The following is a 22,093-nucleotide window of genomic DNA, read 5'->3' on the forward strand; positions in this document are numbered from 1 at the left end:
CGGTATCAGACCGCCCTCATCAGCAGGGTCGCGGCGACCAAGACCGCCGCGCCGCCAAACATGGAGACCGCGTAGGAGCGGGCGAAGCCGTTCTGCAGGCGGCGCATCCGGCCGGACAGGCCGCCGAACGAGGCGGCCGTTCCGTTGACGACGCCGTCGACCAGGGTGTGGTCGACGTACACCAGCGAACGCGTGAGGTGTTCGCCGCCGCGGACCAGGACCACGTGGTTGAAGTCGTCCTGGAGGAGGTCGCGGCGGGCGGCCCGGGTGAGGAGCGAACCGCGCGGGGCGACCGCCGGGACCGGGCGGCGCCCGTACTGGGCCCAGGCGACGGCCACACCGACGACCATCACGGCGACCGTGGCCAGCGTGACCGTCAGGGCGCTGAGCGGGGAGTGGCCGTGGTCGTACCCGGTGACCGGCTCCAGCCAGTTCAGGAAGCGGTCGCCGATGCTGAAGAAGGCACCGCCGGCGACCGATCCGACGGCCAGCACGATCATCGGGATCGTCATGACCTTCGGCGACTCGTGCGGGTGCGGCGGGGCGTACTCGCCGCGGGTCTCGGCCGCGGGCTCCACGTCCGGCGCCGCCGGGGACGGCGTCGGGGCGTTGCGCCAGCGCTCCTCGCCGAAGAACGTCATCAGCATCACGCGCGTCATGTAGTACGCGGTGAGGGCCGCGCCCAGCAGGGCGCAGGCGCCGAGGATCCAGCCCTCGGTGCCGCCCTTGGCGAAGGCCGACTCGATGATCCTGTCCTTGGAGAAGAAGCCGGACAGGCCCGGGAAGCCGATGATGGCGAGGTAGCCGAGGCCGAAGGTGACGAAGGTGACCGGCATGTACTTCCTGAGGCCGCCGTAACGGCGCATGTCGACCTCGTCGTTCATGCCGTGCATGACCGAACCGGCGCCGAGGAACAGGCCGGCCTTGAAGAAGCCGTGCGTCACCAGGTGCATGATCGCGAAGACGTAGCCGATGGGGCCGAGGCCCGCGGCCAGGACCATGTAGCCGATCTGCGACATGGTCGAGCCGGCCAGCGCCTTCTTGATGTCGTCCTTGGCGCAACCGACGATCGCACCGAACAGCAGCGTGACCGCGCCGACGATGGTGACGACGAGCTGCGCGTCCGGGGCGCCGTTGAAGATGGCGCCGGAGCGGACGATGAGGTAGACGCCCGCGGTCACCATGGTCGCGGCGTGGATGAGGGCCGAGACCGGGGTCGGGCCCTCCATCGCGTCGCCGAGCCAGGACTGCAGCGGCACCTGGGCGGACTTGCCGCAGGCGGCCAGCAGCAGCATCAGGCCGATCGCGGTGAGCTTGCCCTCACCGGCGGCCGAGGCGAGCCCCGGCTCGCCCTCGGAGCCGAGGACCGGGCCGAAGGCGAAGGTGCCGAACCAGGCGAACATCATCATGATCGCGATGGACAGGCCGATGTCGCCGACCCGGTTGACCAGGAAGGCCTTCTTGGCGGCGGTCGCCGCGCTGGGCTTGTGCTGCCAGAAGCCGATCAGCAGGTAGGAGGCGAGACCGACGCCCTCCCAGCCGAAGTACAGCAGCAGGTAGTTGTCGGCGAGGACCAGCAGGAGCATCGCCGCGAGGAAGAGGTTCAGGAAGCCGAAGAAGCGGCGGCGCCGCTCGTCGTGCTCCATGTACCCGACGGAGTAGAGGTGGATCAGCGAGCCGACGCCGGTGATCAGCAGGACGAACGTCATCGACAGCTGGTCGAGCCGGAAGGCGATGTCGGCCTGGAATCCCTCCACCGGGATCCAGCTGAACAGGTGCTGCGTGACGGTGCGGTCGGCGGCGTCCTTGCCGAGCAGGTCGGTGAACAGCACCAGGCCGACCGCGAAGGAGACGCCGGCCAGGGCCGTGCCGATCCAGTGGCCGACGGCGTCCAGTCTGCGGCCGCCGCACAGCAGGACCGCCGCTCCGAGCAGGGGCGCCGCCACCAGCAGCGCAATCAGGTTCTCCACGATTCAGCAGCCCCTCACAGCTTCATCAGGCTGGCGTCGTCGACCGAGGCCGAGTGGCGGGAACGGAACAGGGACACGATGATCGCCAGCCCGACCACGACCTCCGCGGCGGCGACGACCATCGTGAAGAAGGCGATGATCTGGCCGTCGAGGTTGCCGTGCATCCGGGAGAAGGCGACGAAGGCGAGGTTGCAGGCGTTGAGCATGAGCTCGATGCACATGAACACCACGATCGCGTTGCGCCTGATCAGTACGCCGGTGGCGCCGATCGTGAAGAGCAGGGCGGCGAGGTAGAGGTAGTTGACCGGGTTCACTTCTGCCCCTCCTCGGTCCCCTTGAACGGTCCGGCTTCGATCGCCGTGCGGCCCAGGCGCTCCTCCGCGCGCTGCTCCAGCGCCCGCAGGTCGTTCATCGCCTCCTGCGACACGTCACGGATCTGGCCCCGCTCGCGCAGCGTGGCGCTGACCGTGAGGTCGGAGGGCGTGCCGTCGGGCAGCAGTCCGGCGATGTCCACGGCGTTGTGCCGCGCGTACACGCCGGGGGCGGGCAGCGGCGGGAGGTACGTGCCCTCGCGGACCCGCTGCTCGGCCAGCTCCCGCTGGGTCCGGGCGCGCTCGGTGCGCTCCCGGTGGGTGAGCACCATGGCGCCGACGGCGGCCGTGATGAGCAGCGCGCCGGTGATCTCGAAGGCGAACACGTAGCGGGTGAACAGGAGAGTGGCGATGCCCTCCACGTTGCCGCCCGCGTTCGCCGCGCCGATGCCGTTGAACTCGGTGAGGGAGGCGTTGCCGATGCCGCCGACCAGCAGGATGCCGAAGCCGGCCATGCACAGCAGGGCCAGCCAGCGCTGGCCCTTGATGGTCTCCTTCAGGGAGTCCGCCGCGGTGACGCCGACCAGCATCACCACGAACAGGAACAGCATCATGACCGCGCCGGTGTAGACGACGATCTGCACGACGCCCAGGAAGTAGGCGCCGTTGGCGAGGTAGAAGACCGCCAGGATGATCATCGTGCCCGCGAGGCACAGCGCGCTGTGCACGGCCCGCTTCATGAAGACGGTGCACAGGGCGCCGATCACGGCGATCGTGCCCAGGATCCAGAACTGGACGGCCTCGCCGGTGGAGGTGGTGTAGGCGGCGAGCGCGGTCATCGGCCGATCACCTGCTCCGACGCCGGTTCGTCCGGGCCGAACGTGGAGTCGGCCTCCTGGACGACCTCCCCCTTGGAGTGGGCGACCTGGCGCTCCGTGCCGGGGGCGGCCTCGGTCACCAGGCCCCGGTAGTAGTCCTGTTCGTCGGTGCCCGGGTACATGGCGTGCGGGCTGTCCACCATGCCCTCCTCCAGACCGGCGAGCAGCTGCTCCTTGGTGTAGATGAGGTCGGCACGGCTGGAGTCGGCCAGTTCGAACTCGTTGGTCATCGTCAGCGCCCGCGTGGGGCACGCCTCGATGCACAGCCCGCACAGGATGCAGCGGGCGTAGTTGATCTGGTAGACGCGGCCGTACCGCTCGCCCGGCGAGTAGCGCTCCTCCTCGGTGTTGTCCGCGCCCTCCACGTAGATCGCGTCGGCGGGACAGGCCCAGGCGCACAACTCGCAGCCGACGCACTTCTCCAGGCCGTCCGGATGGCGGTTGAGCTGGTGCCGTCCGTGGAAGCGCGGAGCGGTGGTCTTCTGCTGCTCGGGGTACTGCTCGGTGAGCCGCTTCTTGAACATGGCCTTGAAGGTCACGCCGAAGCCGGCCACGGGGTTCAGGAAACCGGGCTTCGTCTGCCCGGCCTCCTTGGGCTGCTCAGCCATCGGACGCCTCCTTTCCATCCGTGGATCCACCCAGGGATTCGTCACTCTGAGTATCGGGTCCGCCACTGGTGATCAGCTCCCGCTCCCGGCGGGGACGGCGGCGGGGCACCGGCGGCAGTTCCTGTCCGGGCAGCGGCGGTACGGGGAACCCGCCCGCCATCGGGTCGAACGCGGCCGGGGGTTCGGCGGCGGCCTGCTCCGCCCGCTTGGCCTTGTCGCGGAAGAAGTCCGCGACGAAGGAGAGCAGCAGCAGGGCGAGGACCGCGCCTCCGATGTAGAGGGCGATGTCGCTGAAGCCGACGTTCTCGTTGCGCAGCGCGCGCACGGTGGCGACGAGCATCAGCCAGGCCAGCGCAACCGGGATGAGCACCTTCCAGCCCAGCTTCATCAGCTGGTCGTAGCGCACCCGGGGGAGCGTGCCGCGCAGCCAGACGAAGCAGAACAGCAGCATCTGGACCTTGAGGACGAACCAGAGCATCGGCCACCAGCCGTGGTTGGCGCCCTCCCAGAAGGTGCTGACGGGCCACGGGGCCCGCCAGCCGCCGAGGAACAGCGTGGTCGCCACGGCCGCGACGGTCACCATGTTGATGTACTCGGCGAGCATGAACATCGCGAACTTGATCGACGAGTACTCGGTGTTGAAGCCGCCGACCAGGTCGCCCTCGGACTCCGGCATGTCGAACGGGGCGCGGTTGGTCTCCCCGACCATGGTGACGATGTAGATGATGAAGGAGATGGGCAGCAGCAGGATGTACCAGCGGTCGGTCTGCTGCTCCACGATCTGCGAGGTCGACATCGACCCCGAGTAGAGGAACACGGAGGCGAAGGCGAGACCCATCGCGATCTCGTAGGAGATCATCTGCGCGCACGAGCGCAGACCGCCCAGCAGCGGGTACGTGGAGCCGGAGCTCCAGCCCGCCAGCATGATGCCGTAGATGCCGATCGAGGCGACCGCGAGGATGTAGAGCATCGCGATCGGCAGGTCGGTGAGCTGCATCGTGGTGCGCTGGCCGAAGATGGAGATCTCGTTGCCCGCCGGCCCGAAGGGGATCACGGCGATCGCCATGAAGGCCGGGATGGCGGCGACGATCGGCGCGAGGATGTAGACCGCCTTGTCGGCGCGCTTGACGACGACGTCTTCCTTGAGCATCAGTTTCACGCCGTCGGCGAGCGACTGGAGCATGCCCCAGGGGCCGTTCCGGTTGGGGCCGATGCGCAGCTGCATCCAGGCGACGAACTTGCGCTCCATCACGATGGCGATCAGCACCGTCACCATCAGGAACGCGAAGCAGAACACCGCCTTGACGACGACCAGCCACCAGGGGTCGCGGCCGAACATCGAGAGGTCTTCGGCGGAGAGGTACATCATGCCTCCACCTCCTGGGGGGCCTCGCCGGCGCCGGTCGCCGGGCCGATGCGGACGAGGGAGCCGGGCAGCGCCCCGGTGTCGGAGGCGACGCCGTCGCCGGCCGAGTTCAGCGGGAGCCACACCACGCGGTCGGGCATCTCGGTGACGGCCAGCGGCAGCGCGACCGTCCCGGTGGTGCCGGTGACCGCGAGCAGGTCGCCGTCCTTGACGCCCGCCTCGGCGGCCGTGGCGGCCGAGACGCGGGCGAGCGCGGCGTGCCGGGTGCCGGCGAGCGCCTCGTCGCCCTGCTGGAGCAGGCCCTGGTCGAGCAGCAGCCGGTGTCCGGCCAGCACCGCCTCGCCGGCGGCGGGCCGGGGCAGCGCGCCCGCCCGGTCCTCCGGGTCGGTGGCCCGCGGGCCGTCCCAGGTGCCGAGCCGGTCCAGCTCCGCGCGCAGGGTGCGCAGATCGGGCAGGCCCAGGTGGACGTCCATGGCGTCGGCCAGCATCTGCAGCACCCGCGCGTCGGTCGGCGCGGGGCGGCGGGTCATCTGGTCGGGCTTGATCGACGCCTCGAACAGGCGCGCCCGGCCTTCCCAGTTGAGGAACGTGCCGTCCTTCTCGACGACCGGGGCGACCGGCAGCACCACGTCGGCGAGCGCGGTCACCTCACCGGGCCGCAGCTCCAGGGAGACCACGAACCCGGCCTCGGCCAGGGCCTCCCGCGCGCGGGCCGGGTCGGGCAGGTCGGCGACCTCGACCCCGGCCACCAGCAGCGCCTGCAGCTGGCCGTCCGCGGCGGCCTCGACGATCCCGGTGGTGTCACGGCCGAAGCGGAGCGGGAGTTCGGCGACGCCCCAGGCGGCGGCGACCTCCTCCCGCGCCCGCGGGTCGGTCGCCGGGCGTCCGCCCGGCAGCAGGGTGGGCAGGGCGCCCGCCTCGATCGCGCCCCGCTCCCCGGCGCGGCGCGGGATCCACGCCAGCCGGGCGCCGGTCGCGGTCGCCGTCCGGACGGCGGCGGTCAGGCCGCCCGCGACGGCCGCGAGCCGCTCGCCGACGACGATCACCGCGCCGTCGGCGCGCAGCGCCTCGGACGCGGCGGCCCCGTCGCCCTCCAGGCCGACGCCGCTCGCGAGGGCGTCCAGCCACTCGGTCTCGGTGCCGGGGGCGGCGGGCAGCAGCGTGCCGCCCGCCTTCTGAAGGCCGCGGGTGGCGTGGGTGGCCAGCGCGAAGGTGCGCTGGCCGCGCTTGCGCCAGGCCTTGCGCAGCCGCAGGAAGACGCCGGGCGCCTCCTCCTCCGACTCGAACCCGACCAGCAGGACGGCGGGCGCCTTCTCCAGCGCCGTGTAGGTGACGCCCGTGCCGTCCAGGTCACGGCCGCGTCCGGCGACCCGGGCGGCCAGGAAGTCGGCCTCCTCGCCGCTGTGCACCCGCGCCCGGAAGTCGATGTCGTTGGTGCCCAGGGCCACCCGCGCGAACTTGCTGTACGCGTAGGCGTCCTCGACGGTGAGCCGGCCGCCGGTCAGGACGCCGGTGCGGCCCCGGGAGGCGAGCAGCCCCTGGGCGGCGATCTGGAGCGCCTCCGGCCAGGAGGCGGGCTCCAGTTCACCCTCGGCGTTGCGCACCAGCGGGGTGTGGAGCCGGTCGCGCTGCTGCGCGTAGCGGAACCCGAAGCGGCCCTTGTCGCAGATCCACTCCTCGTTGACCTCGGGGTCGTTGCCCGCCAGGCGCCGCATGACCTTGCCGCGCCGGTGGTCGGTGCGGGTGGCGCAGCCGCCGGAGCAGTGCTCGCACACCGACGGCGAGGAGACCAGGTCGAAGGGGCGGGCGCGGAAGCGGTAGGCCGCCGAGGTGAGCGCGCCGACCGGGCAGATCTGGATGGTGTTGCCGGAGAAGTACGACTCGAAGGGGTCGCCCTCGCCGGTGCCGACCTGCTGCAGGGCGCCCCGCTCCAGCAGTTCGATCATCGGGTCGCCCGCGACCTGCACGGAGAACCGGGTGCAGCGCGCGCACAGCACGCACCGCTCGCGGTCGAGCAGGACCTGGGTGGAGATGGGGACGGGCTTCTCGTAGGTGCGCTTGGTGCCCTCGAAGCGGGAGTCGGCGTGCCCGTGCGACATGGACTGGTTCTGCAGCGGGCACTCGCCGCCCTTGTCGCAGACCGGGCAGTCCAGGGGGTGGTTGATGAGCAGGAACTCCAGCATCCCCTTCTGCGCCTTCTCGGCGACCGGCGAGGTGAGCTGGGTCCTCACCACCATCCCGTCGGTGCAGGTGATGGTGCAGGAGGCCATCGGCTTGCGCTGGCCTTCCACCTCGACGATGCACTGGCGGCAGGCGCCGACCGGGTCGAGGAGGGGGTGGTCGCAGAACCGGGGGATCTCGATGCCGAGCTGTTCGGCGGCCCGGATGACCAGGGTGCCCTTGGGCACGCTGATCTCGACGCCGTCGATGGTCAGCGTCACCAGGTCCTCGGGCGGGACCGCCGCCTCTCCCCCGCCGGAGGGAGCGTTGGTGGTCACAGTCATGCGTGCACCTCCGTACGGTCGGCCCAGGCCGTCGACTTGGCCGGGTCGAAGGGGCAGCCACGGCCCGTGATGTGCTGCTCGTACTCCTCGCGGAAGTACTTCAGCGAGGAGAAGATCGGCGAGGCGGCGCCGTCGCCGAGGGCGCAGAACGCCTTGCCGTTGATGTTGTCGGCGATGTCGTTCAGCTTGTCCAGGTCGGACATCCGGCCCTTGCCGGCCTCGATGTCCCGCAACAACTGCACCAGCCAGTACGTCCCTTCGCGGCAGGGCGTGCACTTGCCGCAGGACTCGTGGGCGTAGAACTCGGTCCAGCGGGTCACGGCGCGGACCACGCAGGTGGTCTCGTCGAAGCACTGCAGCGCCTTGGTGCCGAGCATGGAACCGGCGGCGCCCACCCCCTCGTAGTCCAGGGGGACGTCGAGGTGTTCGTCGGTGAGCAGCGGCGTGGAGGAGCCGCCCGGGGTCCAGAACTTCAGCCGGTGGCCCGGGCGCATGCCGCCGCTCATCTCCAGCAGCTGGCGCAGGGTGATGCCGAGCGGTGCCTCGTACTGGCCGGGCTGGGCGACGTGGCCGCTGAGGGAGTAGAGCGTGAAGCCCGGGGACTTCTCGCTGCCCATGGAGCGGAACCAGTCCTTGCCCCGGTTCATGATGGCGGGAACCGAGGCGATGGACTCGACGTTGTTCACCACAGTGGGGCACGCGTACAGCCCCGCGACCGCGGGGAAGGGAGGACGCAGCCGCGGCTGGCCGCGGCGGCCTTCGAGCGAGTCGAGCAGCGCGGTCTCCTCACCGCAGATGTACGCGCCCGCCCCCGCGTGCACGGTGAGTTCCAGGTCGAGTCCGCTGCCCAGGATGTTCTCGCCGAGGAAGCCGGCCTCCCGGGCCTCGCGCACGGCCTCGTGCAGCCGTCGCAGCACGGGAACGACCTCGCCCCGGAGGTAGATGAAGGCGTGCGACGACCGGATGGCGTAGCAGGCGATCACGATGCCCTCGATGAGGCTGTGCGGGTTGGCGAACAGGAGCGGGATGTCCTTGCAGGTGCCGGGCTCCGACTCGTCGGCGTTGACGACGAGGTAGTGGGGCTTGCCGTCGCCCTGCGGGATGAACTGCCACTTCATGCCGGTGGGGAAGCCGGCGCCGCCGCGTCCGCGCAGACCGGACTCCTTGACGTAGGCGATGACCTCGTCGGGCGTCATGGCGAGCGCCTTGCGGAGCCCTTCGTACCCGTCGTGTCTGCGGTAGGTGTCCAGGGTCCAGGAGCGTTCCTGGTCCCAGAAGGCGGACAGGACGGGTGCGAGCAGCTTCTCCGGGCCGGTGTCCTTGATCTCGGGTGCCAAGGTCATCACTCCCCCTCCTCGGCAGCGGATCCCGTGGGGCCGGAGGGACGGGGTGGCGTCTCCGGGTCACGGGAGGTGGTGGGTGACGGGTGCGCGGGGTCGGAGGCCGCGGTGTCCTGCGGCGCGTCGTGCGAGCTGAGGTGTTCCGTGGGCGACGGCTCGTGCGGCGGGGCCTCGGCGGGTGCCTCGCCGCGCGGGTGGACCACGCGGGCGGGCGGGGCCTCGCCCTTGGCCAGCTTCAGGCCGGCCAGGGAGGCGGGTCCGGCTCCGCCGGTGGCCTCGACGGCGCCGTCCCGCTCGTCGGGGAAGCCGGCGAGGATCCGGGCGGTCTCCTTGAAGGTGCACAGCGGGGCCCCGCGGGTGGGTGCCACCGGGCGGCCGGCCCGCAGGTCGTCCACCATGCGCTTGGCGCTCTCGGGCGTCTGGTTGTCGAAGAACTCCCAGTTCACCATCACCACGGGCGCGAAGTCGCAGGCCGCGTTGCACTCGATGTGCTCCAGCGTCACCTTGCCGTCGCCGGTGGTCTCGCCGTTGCCGACGCCCAGGTGCTCCTGGAGCTCCTCGAAGATCTGGTCGCCGCCCATGACGGCGCACAGCGTGTTGGTGCACACCCCGACCTGGTAATCGCCGCTCGGCTTGCGCCGGTACATGGTGTAGAAGGTCGCGACGGCGGTGACCTCGGCTGTGGTCAGGCCGAGGACGTCCGCGCAGAACCGCATCCCGGTGCGCGTGACGTGGCCCTCCTCCGACTGCACGAGGTGCAGCAGGGGCAGGAGGGCGGACCGGGAGTCGGGGTAGCGGGCGACGATGTCGCGCGCGTCGGCCTCCAGCCGGGCGCGGACGTCGTCGGGGTAGTCGGGCGCGGGCAGTTCGGGCATGCCCAGGCTGACGCCCCGCTCCGAAGAAGAGGTGGTCACCGGTCGACGCCTCCCATCACGGGGTCGATGGACGCGACGGCGACGATGACGTCGGCGACCTGGCCGCCCTCGCACATCGCCGCCATGGCCTGCAGGTTGGTGAAGGACGGGTCGCGGAAGTGGACCCGGTAGGGGCGGGTGCCGCCGTCGGAGACGACGTGCACCCCGAGTTCGCCCTTGGGCGACTCGACCGCGGTGTACGCCTGGCCGGGCGGGACCCGGAAGCCCTCGGTGACCAGCTTGAAGTGGTGGATCAGGGCCTCCATGGAGGTGCCCATGATCTGCTTGATGTGGTCGAGGGAGTTGCCCAGGCCGTCCGGTCCCAGGGCGAGCTGGGCGGGCCAGGCGATCTTCTTGTCGGCGACCATGACCGGGCCCGGCTGGAGCCGGTCCAGGCACTGCTCGATGATGTTCAGCGACTGGCGCATCTCCTCCAGGCGGATCAGGAAGCGCCCGTAGGAGTCGGCGGTGTCGGCGGTCGGGACCTCGAAGTCGTAGGTCTCGTAGCCGCAGTACGGCTGGGCCTTGCGCAGGTCGTGGGGCAGGCCGGTGGAGCGCAGCACGGGGCCGGTGACCCCGAGGGCCATGCAGCCGGCCAGGTCGAGGTAGCCGACGTCCTGCAGCCGCGCCTTGAAGATGGGGTTCCCGGTGGCGAGCGCGTCGTACTCCGGGAGGTTCTTGCGCATCTTCTTCACGAACTCGCGGATCTGGTCCACCGCGCCGGGCGGCAGGTCCTGGGCGAGTCCGCCGGGGCGGATGTAGGCGTGGTTCATCCTCAGGCCGGTGATCAGCTCGAAGATGTCGAGCACGAGTTCGCGGTCCCGGAACCCGTAGATCATGATCGTGGTGGCGCCGAGCTCCATGCCGCCGGTGGCGATGCACACCAGGTGGGAGGAGAGCCGGTTCAGCTCCATCAGGAGCACCCGGATCACCGAGGCGCGGTCGGGCACCTGGTCCTCGATGCCGAGCAGCTTCTCGACCGCGAGGCAGTACGCCGTCTCGTTGAAGAACGGCGTCAGGTAGTCCATGCGCGTCACGAACGTGGTGCCCTGCGTCCACGTGCGGTACTCGAGGTTCTTCTCGATGCCGGTGTGGAGGTAGCCGATGCCGGCGCGGGCCTCGGTGACGGTCTCGCCGTCGATCTCCAGGATCAGGCGGAGCACTCCGTGGGTGGAGGGGTGCTGGGGGCCCATGTTGACGACGATGCGTTCGTCGTCGGCGCGGGCCGCGGCCTCGACGATCTCGTCCCAGTCGCCGCCGGTCACCGTGTAGACGGTGCCCTCGGTGGTTTCGCGGGCCGAGGCGGAAGAGGGGGTGTGCGTGCTCATGAGTACGACCTCCGCTGGTCCGGAGCCGGGATCTGGGCGCCCTTGTACTCGACGGGGATGCCGCCGAGGGGGTAGTCCTTGCGCTGCGGGTGGCCCTGCCAGTCGTCCGGCATCATGATCCGCGTCAGGGCCGGGTGACCGTCGAAGACGATGCCGAAGAAGTCGTACGTCTCGCGCTCGTGCCAGTCGTTGGTCGGGTAGACCGAGAACAGCGACGGGATGTGCGGGTCGCTGTCGGGCGCGCTGACCTCCAGGCGGATCACCCGGTTGTGGGTGATCGAGCGCAGGTGGTAGACGGCGTGCAGCTCGCGCCCCTTGTCGTTGGGGTAGTGCACGCCGCTGACGCCGGTGCACAGTTCGAAGCGCAGCGCGGGGTCGTCGCGCAGGGTCTTCGCGACCCGTACGAGGTGCTCGCGCTCGATGTGGAAGGTGAGTTCGCCTCGGTCGACGACCGTCTTCTCGATGGCGTTGTCCGGGAGGAGGTCCTGCTCCTCCAGCGCGCCCTCGAGTTCGTCGGCGACCTCGTCGAACCATCCGCCGTAGGGGCGGCTCGACGGTCCCGGGAGACGGACCGAGCGGACCAGCCCGCCGTAACCGGAGGTGTCGCCGCCGCTCTGGGCGCCGAACATGCCGCGCTGGACGCGGATCTCCTCGCCGCCGTCGCCGCGCTGGCCGGGGAGGTTCTCCGCGGAGAGGTCCTTCTCGGGGTTCACGCCGTCACCCTCGGTGCGGTGTGCGTCGCTCATCGCAGCAGCCCCTTCATCTCGATGGTGGGCAGGGCCTTGAGCGCCGCCTCCTCCGCCTCGCGGGCCGCCTCCTCGGCGTTCACGCCGAGCTTGGAGTTCTGGATCTTCTCGTGCAGCTTGAGGATCGCGTCCAGGAGCATCTCGGGCCGGGGCGGGCAGCCGGGCAGGTAGATGTCGACCGGGACGACGTGGTCGACGCCCTGGACGATCGCGTAGTTGTTGAACATGCCGCCCGAGGAGGCACAGACCCCCATGGAGATCACCCACTTCGGGTTCGGCATCTGGTCGTAGACCTGCCGCAGCACCGGCGCCATCTTCTGGCTGACCCGGCCGGCCACGATCATCAGGTCCGCCTGCCGGGGCGAGCCGCGGAAGACCTCCATGCCGAAGCGCGCCAGGTCGTAGCGGCCGGCGCCGGTGGTCATCATCTCGATGGCACAGCACGCGAGGCCGAACGTGGCCGGGAAGACGGACGACTTGCGCACCCAGCCCGCGGCCTGCTCGACGGTGGTGAGCAGGAAGCCGCTCGGCAGCTTTTCTTCGAGTCCCATGGCTAACCCCTCAGTCCCATTCCAGGCCGCCGCGCCGCCATACGTACGCGTACGCGACGAAGACGGTGAGCACGAAGAGCAGCATCTCCACGAGCCCGAAGATCCCCAGGGCGTCGAAGCTGACGGCCCAGGGGTAGAGGAAGACGATCTCGATATCGAAGATGATGAAGAGCATCGCCGTCAGGTAGTACTTGATCGGGAAGCGCCCGCCGCCGGCCGGCGTGGGGGTCGGCTCGATTCCGCATTCGTAGGCCTCGAGCCTGGCGCGGTTGTAGCGCTTCGGACCGATCAGCGTGGCCATGACCACGGAGAAGATCGCAAAGCCTGCCCCGAGGGCTCCCAGTACGAGGATGGGCGCATACGCGTTCACCGCTCCTCGCTCCTCTCAGTCGGCACTGACTGCTGGCGCGTCGGACCTCCCACCTGCCTCATCAACCCCTCGAACCACGCCCGCCCCGACGAAGATCGAGAACATGTGAAGCAGGTCACAAGCCCAACTGCTCCGCATCCTATGCCCGGTGGTCTGTGATCTGCGACACGGGGTATCCCACTACCTTTGTGATCTCTGCCACCTGACGAACGATCATGAAGTCGGATGAGCGGTGATCTTCGTACGCGAAGCGTCCGCGCGATCACGAGAAGTGACATTTTGGCACGTCAGTGCAGGTCGGAGGGGTGCGTCTCCATATCAAGAGATTTCCTCTGCATGCAAATTGGTGCTGGACCTGATCTCTTGATAGAGGCCCGTTCACACCTGGGAGGGGTCGCGCGGAGCGATGTGGACACGTGCACGCGTTCACGAAGTCCGGCGCCCGCGCGGCCCGGTCCGGCCGCCCGTCACGGCCGGCCCCCGGGACGCGGCCGCAGGGGTAATCGTTCCGTGACCTCCGCCACATCCGTGGGCCCGGCCGAACAAGAGGGCTTGGCCAATCGGCCGAACCGGTGGTAGGTGGCGGGCAATTCGGGCGTAACGATGAAAGGCCGTGATCACAGGCCGATTACCGGGCGCCCGCAATGTCCGTTACGGCGTCAATAAGGAACGACACGCCCGGGATTCGGGGTCCCGATTGAACAACTGTGGCGCAGCACACGTTTCTTGTGGATATGAAGGAGCCCCTGGTACCGGTTGTTCCCATGTCCCACACCGCTCACATACGCAGCCACCGGAAGCCCCGGCGCACCGCACAGACCACGATGGCGATGCGGGCCGGCGTGGCCGGTGGCGTCCTCAGCACCCTGGCAGTGGCCGGCGCATCGGGTTCGGCGAACGCAGCCGAGCCGGTGACCCAGACCCTCGAACTGCCCACCCTGACGGCCGACCTGGCCGCTCAGGTCGCCCAGTCCGCGGACGCCACGCAGCAGGCCGCCGCGAACTACCAGCTGCGGGCCGAGCGCGACGCGGCCGCCGCCGAGGCGGCCAAGGAGGCCAAGGCGGACCTCGCCGAGGCCAAGAAGAAGGCGGCGGCGAAGAAGAAGGCCGCCGAGGACGCCCGCAAGGCCGCCGCGGACCGCGCCACGCGCACCGCCGACCGCCCGAGCCTGTCCACCAGCACGGCCACGGCCGCCACGACCGCCTCCGCGCCGGCCAGCGGCAGCGTCGCGACGGTCATCGCCTTCCTCAAGGCGCAGGTCGGCGACGCCTACGTCATGGGCGCCACGGGCCCCAACGCCTGGGACTGCTCCAGCCTGGTGCAGGCCGCGTTCAAGCAGGTCGGCGTCGACCTGCCGCGCGTCTCCCAGGCCCAGTCGACGGTCGGCACCGACATCCCGCTCTCGCAGATCCAGGTGGGCGACATCCTGTACTGGGGCGGGAAGGGCTCCGCGTACCACACGGGTGTCTACATCGGTAACGGCCAGTACCTGGACGCGGCCAACCCCTCCAAGGGCGTCGTCATCCAGGACCTGTCCGGCTACCCGGCGTCGGGCGCCGTGCGCGTCCTCTGAGCCGTACGACGAGACGCCGGAGGGCCGCTGCCGCTCGGGGGCAGCGGCCCTCCGCCGTTCACATCCCGCCCCTCGGGGGGCACTTCGGGCGGATCGCCCCCTGCCGCGAGGCGGGTCCGGGCGGGCCGGCACGGGACCCGCACGGGTGACCGCGGGGGTCCGCACCCCACCCGCACGGGTGACCGGAGCGGTCCGGGACGCACCCCGCGCACGGGCCCGCGAGGAGCACCCGCCCCGCGGGGGCGGTTGCACTGAATTGCCCGAATCACCCCTTTGCCGGGGCTCTTTGGCGTGCCCTCACGCCCGCGCGGAGCGGCTCCACGGCCCCTGACGGGCCCGTGGAGCGCCCCGACGGGCCGTCGGCGGCCGGGAGTCCGTCACGGGCCCCCGACCGCCCGCAGCCGCCTCGTACGGCTTCCGGGTCAGACGGCGGCGCCGCCGGACAGCCGTGCGCGCCGGCGCAGGAACAGGGTGAGGCCCGCGCCGAGGCTCAGCGCCAGCGCCGCGGCCCCGCCGATCAGTGCCGTGCCGCCGGCCCCGGTGAACGCGAGCGCGCCGGCGCCCCCGGCGTCACCGGAGGCGCCGCCCGTCCCGCTCCCGCCGCCCGTCCCGTCCTGGTCGCCGTCGTTGCCGTCGTTGCCGTCCTTGGCGTCCTTGCCGTCCGAGGGTGGCGTCGTGGCGGGCGCGGTGCCGTCGTCGCCGGGTTCGCCGGCGGCGTCGAGCACGATCCAGGCGGAGTCGTTCTACGGGTCCGAGTCCCCGGGGTTGTCCCACTCGGGCAGCGCCACCGCGCCCTCGACCACGCGGTCGACGCGGTACACGAACGGGAAGGGGATGGGGATGGGTACGTCCCGTTCGACTCGGGGGCCGGGCGACCGGCTGTCCCCGCACGCATCACGTCGTGATCACGTTCGGGCCGGACGGCTGGACGGGCCGGACCCGTCGGACGCGCGGCCGGTGCGCGGGCGCACATGGGCGCACGTGGGCGGGCGCCGCCCGCCGGTCAGGCCTTCGGGGCCACCTTGCTCAGGCCGTTGATGATGCGGTCCATGGCGTCGCCGCCCGTCGGGTCGGTCAGGTTGGCGAGCAGCTTCAGGGTGAACCGCATCAGCATCGGGTGGGTGAGTCCGCGCTGGGCGGCGATCTGCATGATCTTGGGGTTGCCGATGAGCTTCACGAAGGCGCGGCCGAGCGTGTAGTAGCCGCCGTAGGTGTCCTTGAGGACGCGCGGGTAGCGCTGGAGGGCGAACTCCCGCTGGGCCGGGGTCGCCCGCGCGTGCGCCTGCACGATGACCTCGGCGGCGATCTGCGCGGACTCCATGGCGTAGGCGATGCCCTCGCCGTTGAACGGGTTGACCAGGCCGCCCGCGTCGCCGACCAGGAGCAGGCCGCGGGTGTAGTGCGGCTGGCGGTTGAAGGCCATGGGGAGGGCGGCGCCGCGGATCGGGCCGGTCATGTTGTCCGGGGTGTAGCCCCACTCCTCGGGCATCGAGGCGCACCAGGCCTTGAGGACCTCGCGCCAGTCCAGCTCCTTGAACGACTCGGAGGTGTTGAGGACGCCGAGGCCGACGTTGCTGGTGCCGTCGCCCATGCCGAAGATCCAGCCGTAGCCGGGCAGCAGCCGGTCCTGCGGGCCGCGGCGGTCCCACAACTCCAGCCAGGATTCCAGGTAGTCGTCGTCGTGGCGGGGCGAGGTGAAGTACGTGCGGACGGCGACGCCCATCGGGCGGTCCTCGCGCCGGTGCAGGCCCATCGCCAGGGACAGCCGGGTGGAGTTGCCGTCCGCGGCCACCACCAGCGGGGCGTGGAAGGTGACTTCGCGCTTCTCCTCGCCCAGCTTGGCCTTGACCCCGGTGATGCGGCCGGTGCGGTCGTCGATGATCGGCGCGCCCACGTTGCAGCGCTCGTACAGCCGCGCGCCGGCCTTCTGGGCCTGCCGGGCGAGCTGTTCGTCGAAGTCGTCCCGCTTGCGGACCAGGCCGTAGTCGGGGAAGGAGGCGAGTTCCGGCCAGTCCAGCTGGAGCCGGACACCGCCGCCGATGATGCGCAGGCCCTTGTTGCGCAGCCAGCCCGCCTCTTCGGAGATGTCGATGCCCATGGCGACGAGCTGCTTCGTGGCGCGCGGGGTGAGGCCGTCGCCGCAGACCTTCTCCCGCGGGAACTCGGTCTTCTCCAGCAGGAGCACGTCGAGTCCGGACCTGGCCAGGTGGTAGGCGGTGGTGGAGCCGGCTGGCCCCGCGCCCACGACGATCACGTCGGCGGTGTTGTCGGAGAGGGGCTCGGTCACGGCGGGTTCTCCCCAAGGCTCGAAATCTGCGTGCCGGCCGGCACTGGACAGGGGCAGTCTATGCAGGAGAATCGATCACCCGGCTGAAGGGCTGCATCCGTGACCAGAGCTCTCCCCGCCGTGCGGCTCCGCGTGCCCACCCATGAGGACGCGGTCGTCTGGCACCGCCTCTTCGCCGACCCCGAGGTCATGGAGTTCCAGGGCGGCAGGCCCGCGGAGTTGTCGGTCTACGAGGAGCTCACCGCCCGCCAGCGCCGGCACGACGCCGAGCGGGGCTTCTGCCTGTGGACCCTGCTCGACGAGGCGGGCGAGGTCGTCGGCTTCACCGGCGCGCAGCCCTGGGAGCGGGACTGGGGCCCCACCGGCGAGACGGAGATCGGCTGGCGGCTGGGCGGCGGTACTGGGGCAGGGGGTACGTCACCGCGGCGGCCCGGCAGACCCTGGAGCGGGTCCGCGCGGCCGGCGTCACGGACGTGGTGGCGATGGTGGACGCCCGCAACGCCCGCTCCGTCGCGGTCACCCGGCGGCTCGGCATGCGCCTCGCCGAGACGTACACGACGCCCGTGTCCCGGCGTGCGGGGCACTGCTTCCGGCTGGCCCTGTGACCGCTCCGGCCCGGCCCCGCACCTCACCTGACGATCACTCACGGTCATCCGCTGTCACGTAACGCGACGCGAACCTTCCGGCGGGCACCCCGGCGGGTCTACCCTGCCGGTACCGCTGGGGGGTGACGTCCGTGCGAGTGACACCCGGGACACCCGACGTGCGCGTACCGCGTCTGGTCGGCCTGATGGCCGTGGACGCGCGCGAGGCGGCCCGCGCGCGGGGGCTGTACCTCGACGCGCCGGACCGGCCCGAATTCCACCTCACCGTCGTCGATCACGTCGTGCGCCAGTACCCGCAGCCCGGAACCCGGGTGCCGCGCGCGTCCCCGGTCCACGTGTGGTTCGACCCGGGTGAGGGCGAGGGCGGCGGCGGGATGCGCGAGCCGCGCGGGTCCGGCCCGCCCGGCGGGGGTCCGCGGCGCGCGCTGGAGGAACCGCGCCCGCCCGGGCAGGATCCGCTGCCGCCGTGCGGCCGCGCCCTGCTGCCCGCCGGCCTTCCCTGAGGCCGGGCGGCGCGGTCACCGCGCCGCTCACGGCCTCCTCGTGACCGCCGGGCGGGAGGGGACGCGCTGCCCGTCAGCTCTCCTTGAAGCCTCGGTGCAGGGTGACCACGCCGCCCGTCAGGTTCCGCCAGGCCACCCGGGACCAGCCGGCCTTGTCCAGCCGCTCGGCCAGCGCGGGCTGGTCGGGCCAGGCCCGGATCGACTCGGCGAGGTACACGTAGGCGTCCGGGTTGGTGCACACCGTGCGGGCGAGCGGCGGCAGCGCGCGCATCAGGTACTCGGTGTAGACGGTGCGGAACGGCGCCCACGTGGGGTGCGAGAACTCGCAGATGACGATCCGCCCGCCGGGCCGGGTCACCCGGTGCATCTCGCGCAGCGCGGCGTCGAAGTCCTGCACGTTGCGCAGCCCGAAGGAGATGGTGACGGCGTCGAACACGTCGTCCTTGAAGGGCAGCCGGGTGGCGTCCCCGGCGGTGTGCGGGAGCCACGCGTGGTTGCGCTTGCCGACCCGGAGCATGCCGAGGGAGAAGTCGCAGGGGACCACGTAGGCCCCGGCGCGGGCGAAGGGCAGCGAGGACGTGCCGGTGCCGGCCGCCAGGTCGAGGATCTTCTGCGCGGGGCGCGCGTCGACGGCGCGGGCGACCTCCTTGCGCCATCGGCGGTCCTGGCCGAGGGACAGCACGTCGTTGGTCAGGTCGTACCGTTCCGCCACGTCGTCGAACATCGAGGCGACTTCGTGCGGCTGCTTGTCCAGGGATGCGCGGGTCACGGGCCCATTGTGGCAGCCCGTCCCCGGCCGGCCCACGCCGCCCGCCGTGCCGCCCGGCGGTTTCAGCGCCGCCGGTGCACCAGGCGGCCGGCCAGGACGGTGGCCACGCAGGTCCCGGCGCCGCGGGCGGCCAGCGCGGCCTCGTCGGGCACGTCGAAGACGGCGAACGTGGCGGTTCCCTGCCCCGCGACGAGCGGGGGCGCCGCCACGGCGGCCGGACTCCGCCCGGCCAGCGGGTCCAGGACGGCCGGGCCGTCACAGTCCCCGGTGCCGCCGGAACCGGCGGGGCGCGGCACGACGTCCAGCCCCGCCCGCCGCACGGCGTCCACCACGGCGGGCCGCCGCAGCGGCCCGGTCACGGCGACGACGCCGTGCGCCAGCAGCCGCTGCGCCCCGCGCCGGGCGCTGGCGCCCCAGCGGGCCTCGGCCGGGGCGAGCGCGGCCAGCGCGTCACCGGTCAGCGGGGCGGTGCCCAGCTCGTCGGCCTCGCGCGGGTCCGGGTGGTAGGCGTGCTCCAGCAGTGCGGTGCCGCAGGGGTGGACGAACCCCGGGGTGAGCAGCCCCGGCCAGCGCCGGGTGCGCGCCGCCGGGTGGGCGGCGGCCAGCGTCGCGTACGGGCCGACGGCGGCCGGCACACGGCCGTCCACCAGCACCGCCCCGCCCGGCACGGCGGGCCGTCCGCCCCCGGGGACGACGAGGTCCGCCGCGTGCAGCGTCAGCACGGCCCGGTCAGTTGGAGGTGAGGAGCTTCAGCTCCGGGTGGGCGGTGCCGCCCTCGATGGCCGTGGAGGAGATGTGCGAGACCACGCGGTCGTCGGCCGGGTCGTTCGCCGGGTCGTCGTGCACGACGAGGTGCTCGTACGTCGTCGACCGCTGCGCCGGGACCCGCTCCGCCCGGCGGATCAGGTCGATGATCTCCAGCCGGTTGGAGCGGTGCTTGGCACCTGCCGAGGAGACCACGTTCTCCTCCAGCATGATCGAGCCGAGGTCGTCCGCGCCGTAGTGCAGGGACAGCTGGCCGGCCTCCTTGCCGGTGGTCAGCCACGACCCCTGGATGTGGGCCACGTTGTCGAGGAACAGGCGGGCGATGGCGATCATCCGCAGGTACTCGAAGAGGGTCGCCTGGGTCCGGCCCTTCAGGTGGTTGTTCTCGGGCTGGTACGTGTACGGGATGAACGCGCGGAAGCCGCCGGTGCGGTCCTGCACGTCGCGGATCATGCGCAGGTGCTCGATGCGCTCGGCGTTGGTCTCGCCGGTGCCCATCAGCATCGTCGAGGTGGACTCCACGCCCAGGTTGTGGGCGATCTCCATGATCTCCAGCCAGCGCTCGCCGGACTCCTTCAGCGGGGCGATGGCCTTGCGGGGCCGCTCCGGCAGCAGTTCGGCGCCGGCGCCGGCGAAGGAGTCGAGCCCGGCCGCGTGGATGCGGGTGATGGCCTCCTCGACCGACACCTTGGAGATTCGCGCCATGTGCTCGACCTCGCTCGCCCCCAGCGAGTGGATGACGAGCTGCGGGAACTCCTTCTTGATCGCGGAGAAGTGCTTCTCGTAGTACTCCACGCCGTAGTCCGGGTGGTGTCCGCCCTGGAACATGATCTGGGTGCCGCCGAGTTCGACCGTCTCCGCGCAGCGGCGCAGGATGTCGTCGAGGTCGCGGGTCCAGCCCTTGGCGGTGTCCTTGGGAGCGGCGTAGAAGGCGCAGAACCGGCACGCGGTGACGCAGACGTTCGTGTAGTTGATGTTGCGCTCGATGATGTACGTCGCGATGTGCTCGGTCCCGGCGTAGCGCCGGCGGCGCACGGCGTCGGCGGCGGAGCCGAGCGCGTGCAGCGGGGCGTCGCGGTAGAGGAGCACGGCCTCCTCGGGGGTGATCCGCCCACCGGCGGCTGCGCGGTCGAGGATGGGCTGAAGGTCGGCCTTCTCGGTCACCGGCGTCCCTTTCGTGAGGGTTGATCAGGCGGTGCGCGCGGAGCGCTCGCTGTGGGAGTGGTGGGGTGGGAGACGGGTGGGCGGACCGATCCAGCGTACGTCAGCGCGGTTTCCCGGCCGACGTCAGGCCGTGTACGCGCCGATGAGCAGCCCGGTCAGGGCGCCCGTGACGAGGAACGGCCCGAACGGTATGGCCGTCCCGCGTCCCGCCCGGCGGGCGAGGACCAGGGCGCCGCCGTACAGCGCCCCGAGCAGGAAGCCGGCGAACGTGCCGAGCAGCACCGTCGGCCACCCGTACCAGCCCAGGACGGCGCCCGCGCCCAGGGCGAGCTTCACGTCCCCGAAGCCCATGCCGCCGGGGTTGAGGAGGAACAGCAGGAGGTAGCCGGCGCCCAGGGCGAGCGCGCCCAGCACGGCGGTGGTCCAGTGGCCGGCGTGCCCGGGAACGAGGGCGGCGGCACCGAGCAGGACGAGCGCGGCACCGGCGAACGGCAGGGTGAGCGGGTCGGGGAGCCTCTGCACCCGCAGGTCCACCACCGCGAGCAGCACGCCCACGGGCGCCAGCAGCAGCCAGACGGCCAGTTCGGGCCGGGGCCCGGTGGCGGCGGCCAGCACGGCGCAGACGGCGGCGGTCACCGGGACGGAGGCCGATCCGGACCCGTACGGCCGCCCCGGACAACCCGCGCACCGGGCCGGGCCCAGCCAGCCGGCGAGCACGTGTCCCGCCGGGCACACCGCCCGCCAGTCCTCCTCCGGCGGGACGGACAGCCGGTAGGCCGCGCGCGGCACCAGCGCGCCCGCCGCGGCACCCCACAGCGCGGCGAGCACGATCAGCACGGCGTCGACGGGGAACGGCATGGGGCGTCCTGACGGGCGGGCGACGGAGGGCGGCGCCGGGGTGCCGGGCCGAGGAGATCCTAGGGATGCTCCGCGCCCGCGTCGACGGGCCCGGAGGGCCGCCGGGTCCGCCGGGCCCGTCGAGGCACACCCGGAGGACTCCGGGAAGGACACCGACGGACGCCGTCGGACACACGTCAGACGCCGGGAGACACCGTCAGACGCCGAGGGCCCGCGGCCGACGGCCGGCCCCGGCCGTGCCGTCACCGCCGCACGGTCAGTACATCGTGGTGTGGACGTGACCGTCCGCCGTGAGGCCGGACGGGGAGACGGCGGCCCCGAGACCCGCGGAGACGGCGAGGTCACCGGCCTCGACGTGCACGCCGAGGGAGCCCGGCGCAGCGTGCAGGCCGACGGCGACGTGGGTGCCGCCGGCGAGGGCGTCCAGTTCCGCGTCGGCGAGTTCGGCGGTCTCCACCCGGGGGGCGTGGTTCATGGCGCGCGTTTCCCTTCGTTGCGGCATGGTGTCGGCGATCCGACTGCGGAAGCACAGCACGCACGCCAAGGAGGCGGCCAGCCGGGCGGAGTCGCCGCGGGCCGAGCACGCCCGTGCCTGTTCACCGGTGTGAAGAACGGGTCACCGCGGACCGCGGGATCCTTCACCGCACCCGCCGTCCGGCGGGTTGCGGGCACCGCGGGCCTC

The 22,093-nt window shown here is 71.8% G+C and carries 21 protein-coding genes and 1 pseudogene; 3 read left to right on the forward strand and 19 right to left on the reverse strand.

Features of this window, described 5'->3' with window-relative positions; all coding sequences use genetic code 11:
* Positions 1–5 precede the first annotated feature (5 nt).
* From nuoL to ACSU53_RS12815, 12 genes are read right to left on the reverse strand one after another with little or no spacing between them, the layout of a single operon-like run.
* A complete protein-coding gene (gene nuoL, locus ACSU53_RS12760) occupies positions 6–1,970 on the reverse strand; it encodes an NADH-quinone oxidoreductase subunit L (protein ID WP_437027373.1) in 1,965 nt (654 codons plus the stop codon).
* A gap of 14 nt (positions 1,971–1,984) precedes the next feature.
* Positions 1,985–2,284 (reverse strand): NADH-quinone oxidoreductase subunit NuoK, encoded by a 300-nt coding sequence (gene nuoK, locus ACSU53_RS12765; protein ID WP_003974374.1) that lies wholly within the window; start codon positions 2,282–2,284, stop codon positions 1,985–1,987.
* Positions 2,281–3,120, reverse strand: a complete 840-nt coding sequence (locus ACSU53_RS12770; RefSeq protein WP_437027374.1) for an NADH-quinone oxidoreductase subunit J — start codon at positions 3,118–3,120, stop codon at positions 2,281–2,283. The genes nuoK and ACSU53_RS12770 overlap by 4 nt, the downstream gene beginning before the upstream one ends.
* Positions 3,117–3,767 (reverse strand): NADH-quinone oxidoreductase subunit NuoI, encoded by a 651-nt coding sequence (gene nuoI / locus ACSU53_RS12775; RefSeq protein WP_437027376.1) that lies wholly within the window; start codon positions 3,765–3,767, stop codon positions 3,117–3,119. The genes ACSU53_RS12770 and nuoI overlap by 4 nt, the downstream gene beginning before the upstream one ends.
* Positions 3,760–5,136 carry an NADH-quinone oxidoreductase subunit NuoH gene (nuoH, locus tag ACSU53_RS12780; RefSeq protein ID WP_437027378.1) on the reverse strand — a complete coding sequence of 459 codons (1,377 nt, stop codon included), beginning with the start codon at positions 5,134–5,136 and terminating at the stop codon, positions 3,760–3,762. Before nuoH ends, nuoI begins: the two co-directional genes overlap by 8 nt.
* On the reverse strand, positions 5,133–7,637 hold the full coding sequence (locus ACSU53_RS12785) for an NADH-quinone oxidoreductase subunit G (protein ID WP_437027380.1): 2,505 nt from the start codon (positions 7,635–7,637) through the stop codon (positions 5,133–5,135). Before ACSU53_RS12785 ends, nuoH begins: the two co-directional genes overlap by 4 nt.
* Positions 7,634–8,983, reverse strand: a complete 1,350-nt coding sequence (nuoF, locus tag ACSU53_RS12790) for an NADH-quinone oxidoreductase subunit NuoF (RefSeq protein WP_437027381.1) — start codon at positions 8,981–8,983, stop codon at positions 7,634–7,636. The genes ACSU53_RS12785 and nuoF overlap by 4 nt, the downstream gene beginning before the upstream one ends.
* Positions 8,980–9,891: an NADH-quinone oxidoreductase subunit NuoE gene (gene nuoE / locus ACSU53_RS12795; protein WP_437027383.1), complete on the reverse strand. Its 912-nt coding sequence runs from the start codon at positions 9,889–9,891 to the stop codon at positions 8,980–8,982. The genes nuoF and nuoE overlap by 4 nt, the downstream gene beginning before the upstream one ends.
* Positions 9,888–11,219 carry an NADH-quinone oxidoreductase subunit D gene (locus ACSU53_RS12800; protein ID WP_437027384.1) on the reverse strand — a complete coding sequence of 444 codons (1,332 nt, stop codon included), beginning with the start codon at positions 11,217–11,219 and terminating at the stop codon, positions 9,888–9,890. Before ACSU53_RS12800 ends, nuoE begins: the two co-directional genes overlap by 4 nt.
* Positions 11,216–11,965 carry an NADH-quinone oxidoreductase subunit C gene (locus ACSU53_RS12805; protein WP_437027386.1) on the reverse strand — a complete coding sequence of 250 codons (750 nt, stop codon included), beginning with the start codon at positions 11,963–11,965 and terminating at the stop codon, positions 11,216–11,218. Before ACSU53_RS12805 ends, ACSU53_RS12800 begins: the two co-directional genes overlap by 4 nt.
* The gene (locus ACSU53_RS12810) at positions 11,962–12,516 is read right to left on the reverse strand and encodes a NuoB/complex I 20 kDa subunit family protein (RefSeq protein WP_030221896.1); all 555 of its coding nucleotides are present in this window, start codon (positions 12,514–12,516) and stop codon (positions 11,962–11,964) included. The genes ACSU53_RS12805 and ACSU53_RS12810 overlap by 4 nt, the downstream gene beginning before the upstream one ends.
* Positions 12,517–12,526: 10 nt before the next feature.
* The gene (locus ACSU53_RS12815) at positions 12,527–12,886 is read right to left on the reverse strand and encodes an NADH-quinone oxidoreductase subunit A (RefSeq protein WP_164337649.1); all 360 of its coding nucleotides are present in this window, start codon (positions 12,884–12,886) and stop codon (positions 12,527–12,529) included.
* Positions 12,887–13,620: 734 nt separating this feature from the next.
* On the opposite strand from ACSU53_RS12815, the gene ACSU53_RS12820 reads away from it, so the two are divergent.
* Positions 13,621–14,460, forward strand: coding sequence for a C40 family peptidase (locus ACSU53_RS12820; protein WP_437027389.1), 840 nt, complete (start codon positions 13,621–13,623; stop codon positions 14,458–14,460).
* A gap of 422 nt (positions 14,461–14,882) precedes the next feature.
* On the opposite strand, the gene ACSU53_RS12825 is transcribed toward ACSU53_RS12820, so the two are convergent.
* On the reverse strand, positions 14,883–15,185 hold the full coding sequence (locus ACSU53_RS12825) for a hypothetical protein (RefSeq protein ID WP_437027391.1): 303 nt from the start codon (positions 15,183–15,185) through the stop codon (positions 14,883–14,885).
* A gap of 278 nt (positions 15,186–15,463) precedes the next feature.
* Positions 15,464–16,747, reverse strand: coding sequence for a geranylgeranyl reductase family protein (locus ACSU53_RS12830; protein ID WP_437027393.1), 1,284 nt, complete (start codon positions 16,745–16,747; stop codon positions 15,464–15,466).
* A gap of 99 nt (positions 16,748–16,846) precedes the next feature.
* Between ACSU53_RS12830 and ACSU53_RS12835 the strand changes: the two are divergent.
* Both ACSU53_RS12835 and ACSU53_RS12840 read left to right on the forward strand, forming a co-directional pair.
* A pseudogene (locus tag ACSU53_RS12835) lies at positions 16,847–17,352 on the forward strand (GNAT family N-acetyltransferase).
* A 158-nt stretch (positions 17,353–17,510) separates the two neighbouring features.
* Positions 17,511–17,855 (forward strand): PASTA domain-containing protein, encoded by a 345-nt coding sequence (locus ACSU53_RS12840; protein ID WP_437027395.1) that lies wholly within the window; start codon positions 17,511–17,513, stop codon positions 17,853–17,855.
* Positions 17,856–17,928: 73 nt separating this feature from the next.
* On the opposite strand, the gene ACSU53_RS12845 is transcribed toward ACSU53_RS12840, so the two are convergent.
* From ACSU53_RS12845 to ACSU53_RS12865, 5 genes are all read right to left on the reverse strand, one after another.
* Complete coding sequence (locus tag ACSU53_RS12845) at positions 17,929–18,624, reverse strand: demethylmenaquinone methyltransferase (protein WP_437027397.1); 696 nt, start codon at positions 18,622–18,624, stop codon at positions 17,929–17,931.
* A 62-nt stretch (positions 18,625–18,686) separates the two neighbouring features.
* The gene (locus ACSU53_RS12850) at positions 18,687–19,346 is read right to left on the reverse strand and encodes a hypothetical protein (RefSeq protein ID WP_437027399.1); all 660 of its coding nucleotides are present in this window, start codon (positions 19,344–19,346) and stop codon (positions 18,687–18,689) included.
* 7 nt (positions 19,347–19,353) lie between these two features.
* Entirely contained in the window at positions 19,354–20,553 is a 1,200-nt protein-coding gene (gene mqnC, locus ACSU53_RS12855; protein ID WP_437027401.1) for a cyclic dehypoxanthinyl futalosine synthase, read from the reverse strand.
* A gap of 123 nt (positions 20,554–20,676) precedes the next feature.
* A complete protein-coding gene (locus ACSU53_RS12860; RefSeq protein ID WP_437027403.1) occupies positions 20,677–21,411 on the reverse strand; it encodes a prepilin peptidase in 735 nt (244 codons plus the stop codon).
* Positions 21,412–21,667: 256 nt separating this feature from the next.
* A complete protein-coding gene (locus ACSU53_RS12865) occupies positions 21,668–21,886 on the reverse strand; it encodes a hypothetical protein (protein ID WP_437027404.1) in 219 nt (72 codons plus the stop codon).
* Positions 21,887–22,093 lie beyond the last annotated feature (207 nt).

The sequence above is a fragment of the Streptomyces sp. enrichment culture genome (assembly GCF_964273255.1).
Lineage (GTDB): Bacteria > Actinomycetota > Actinomycetes > Streptomycetales > Streptomycetaceae > Streptomyces.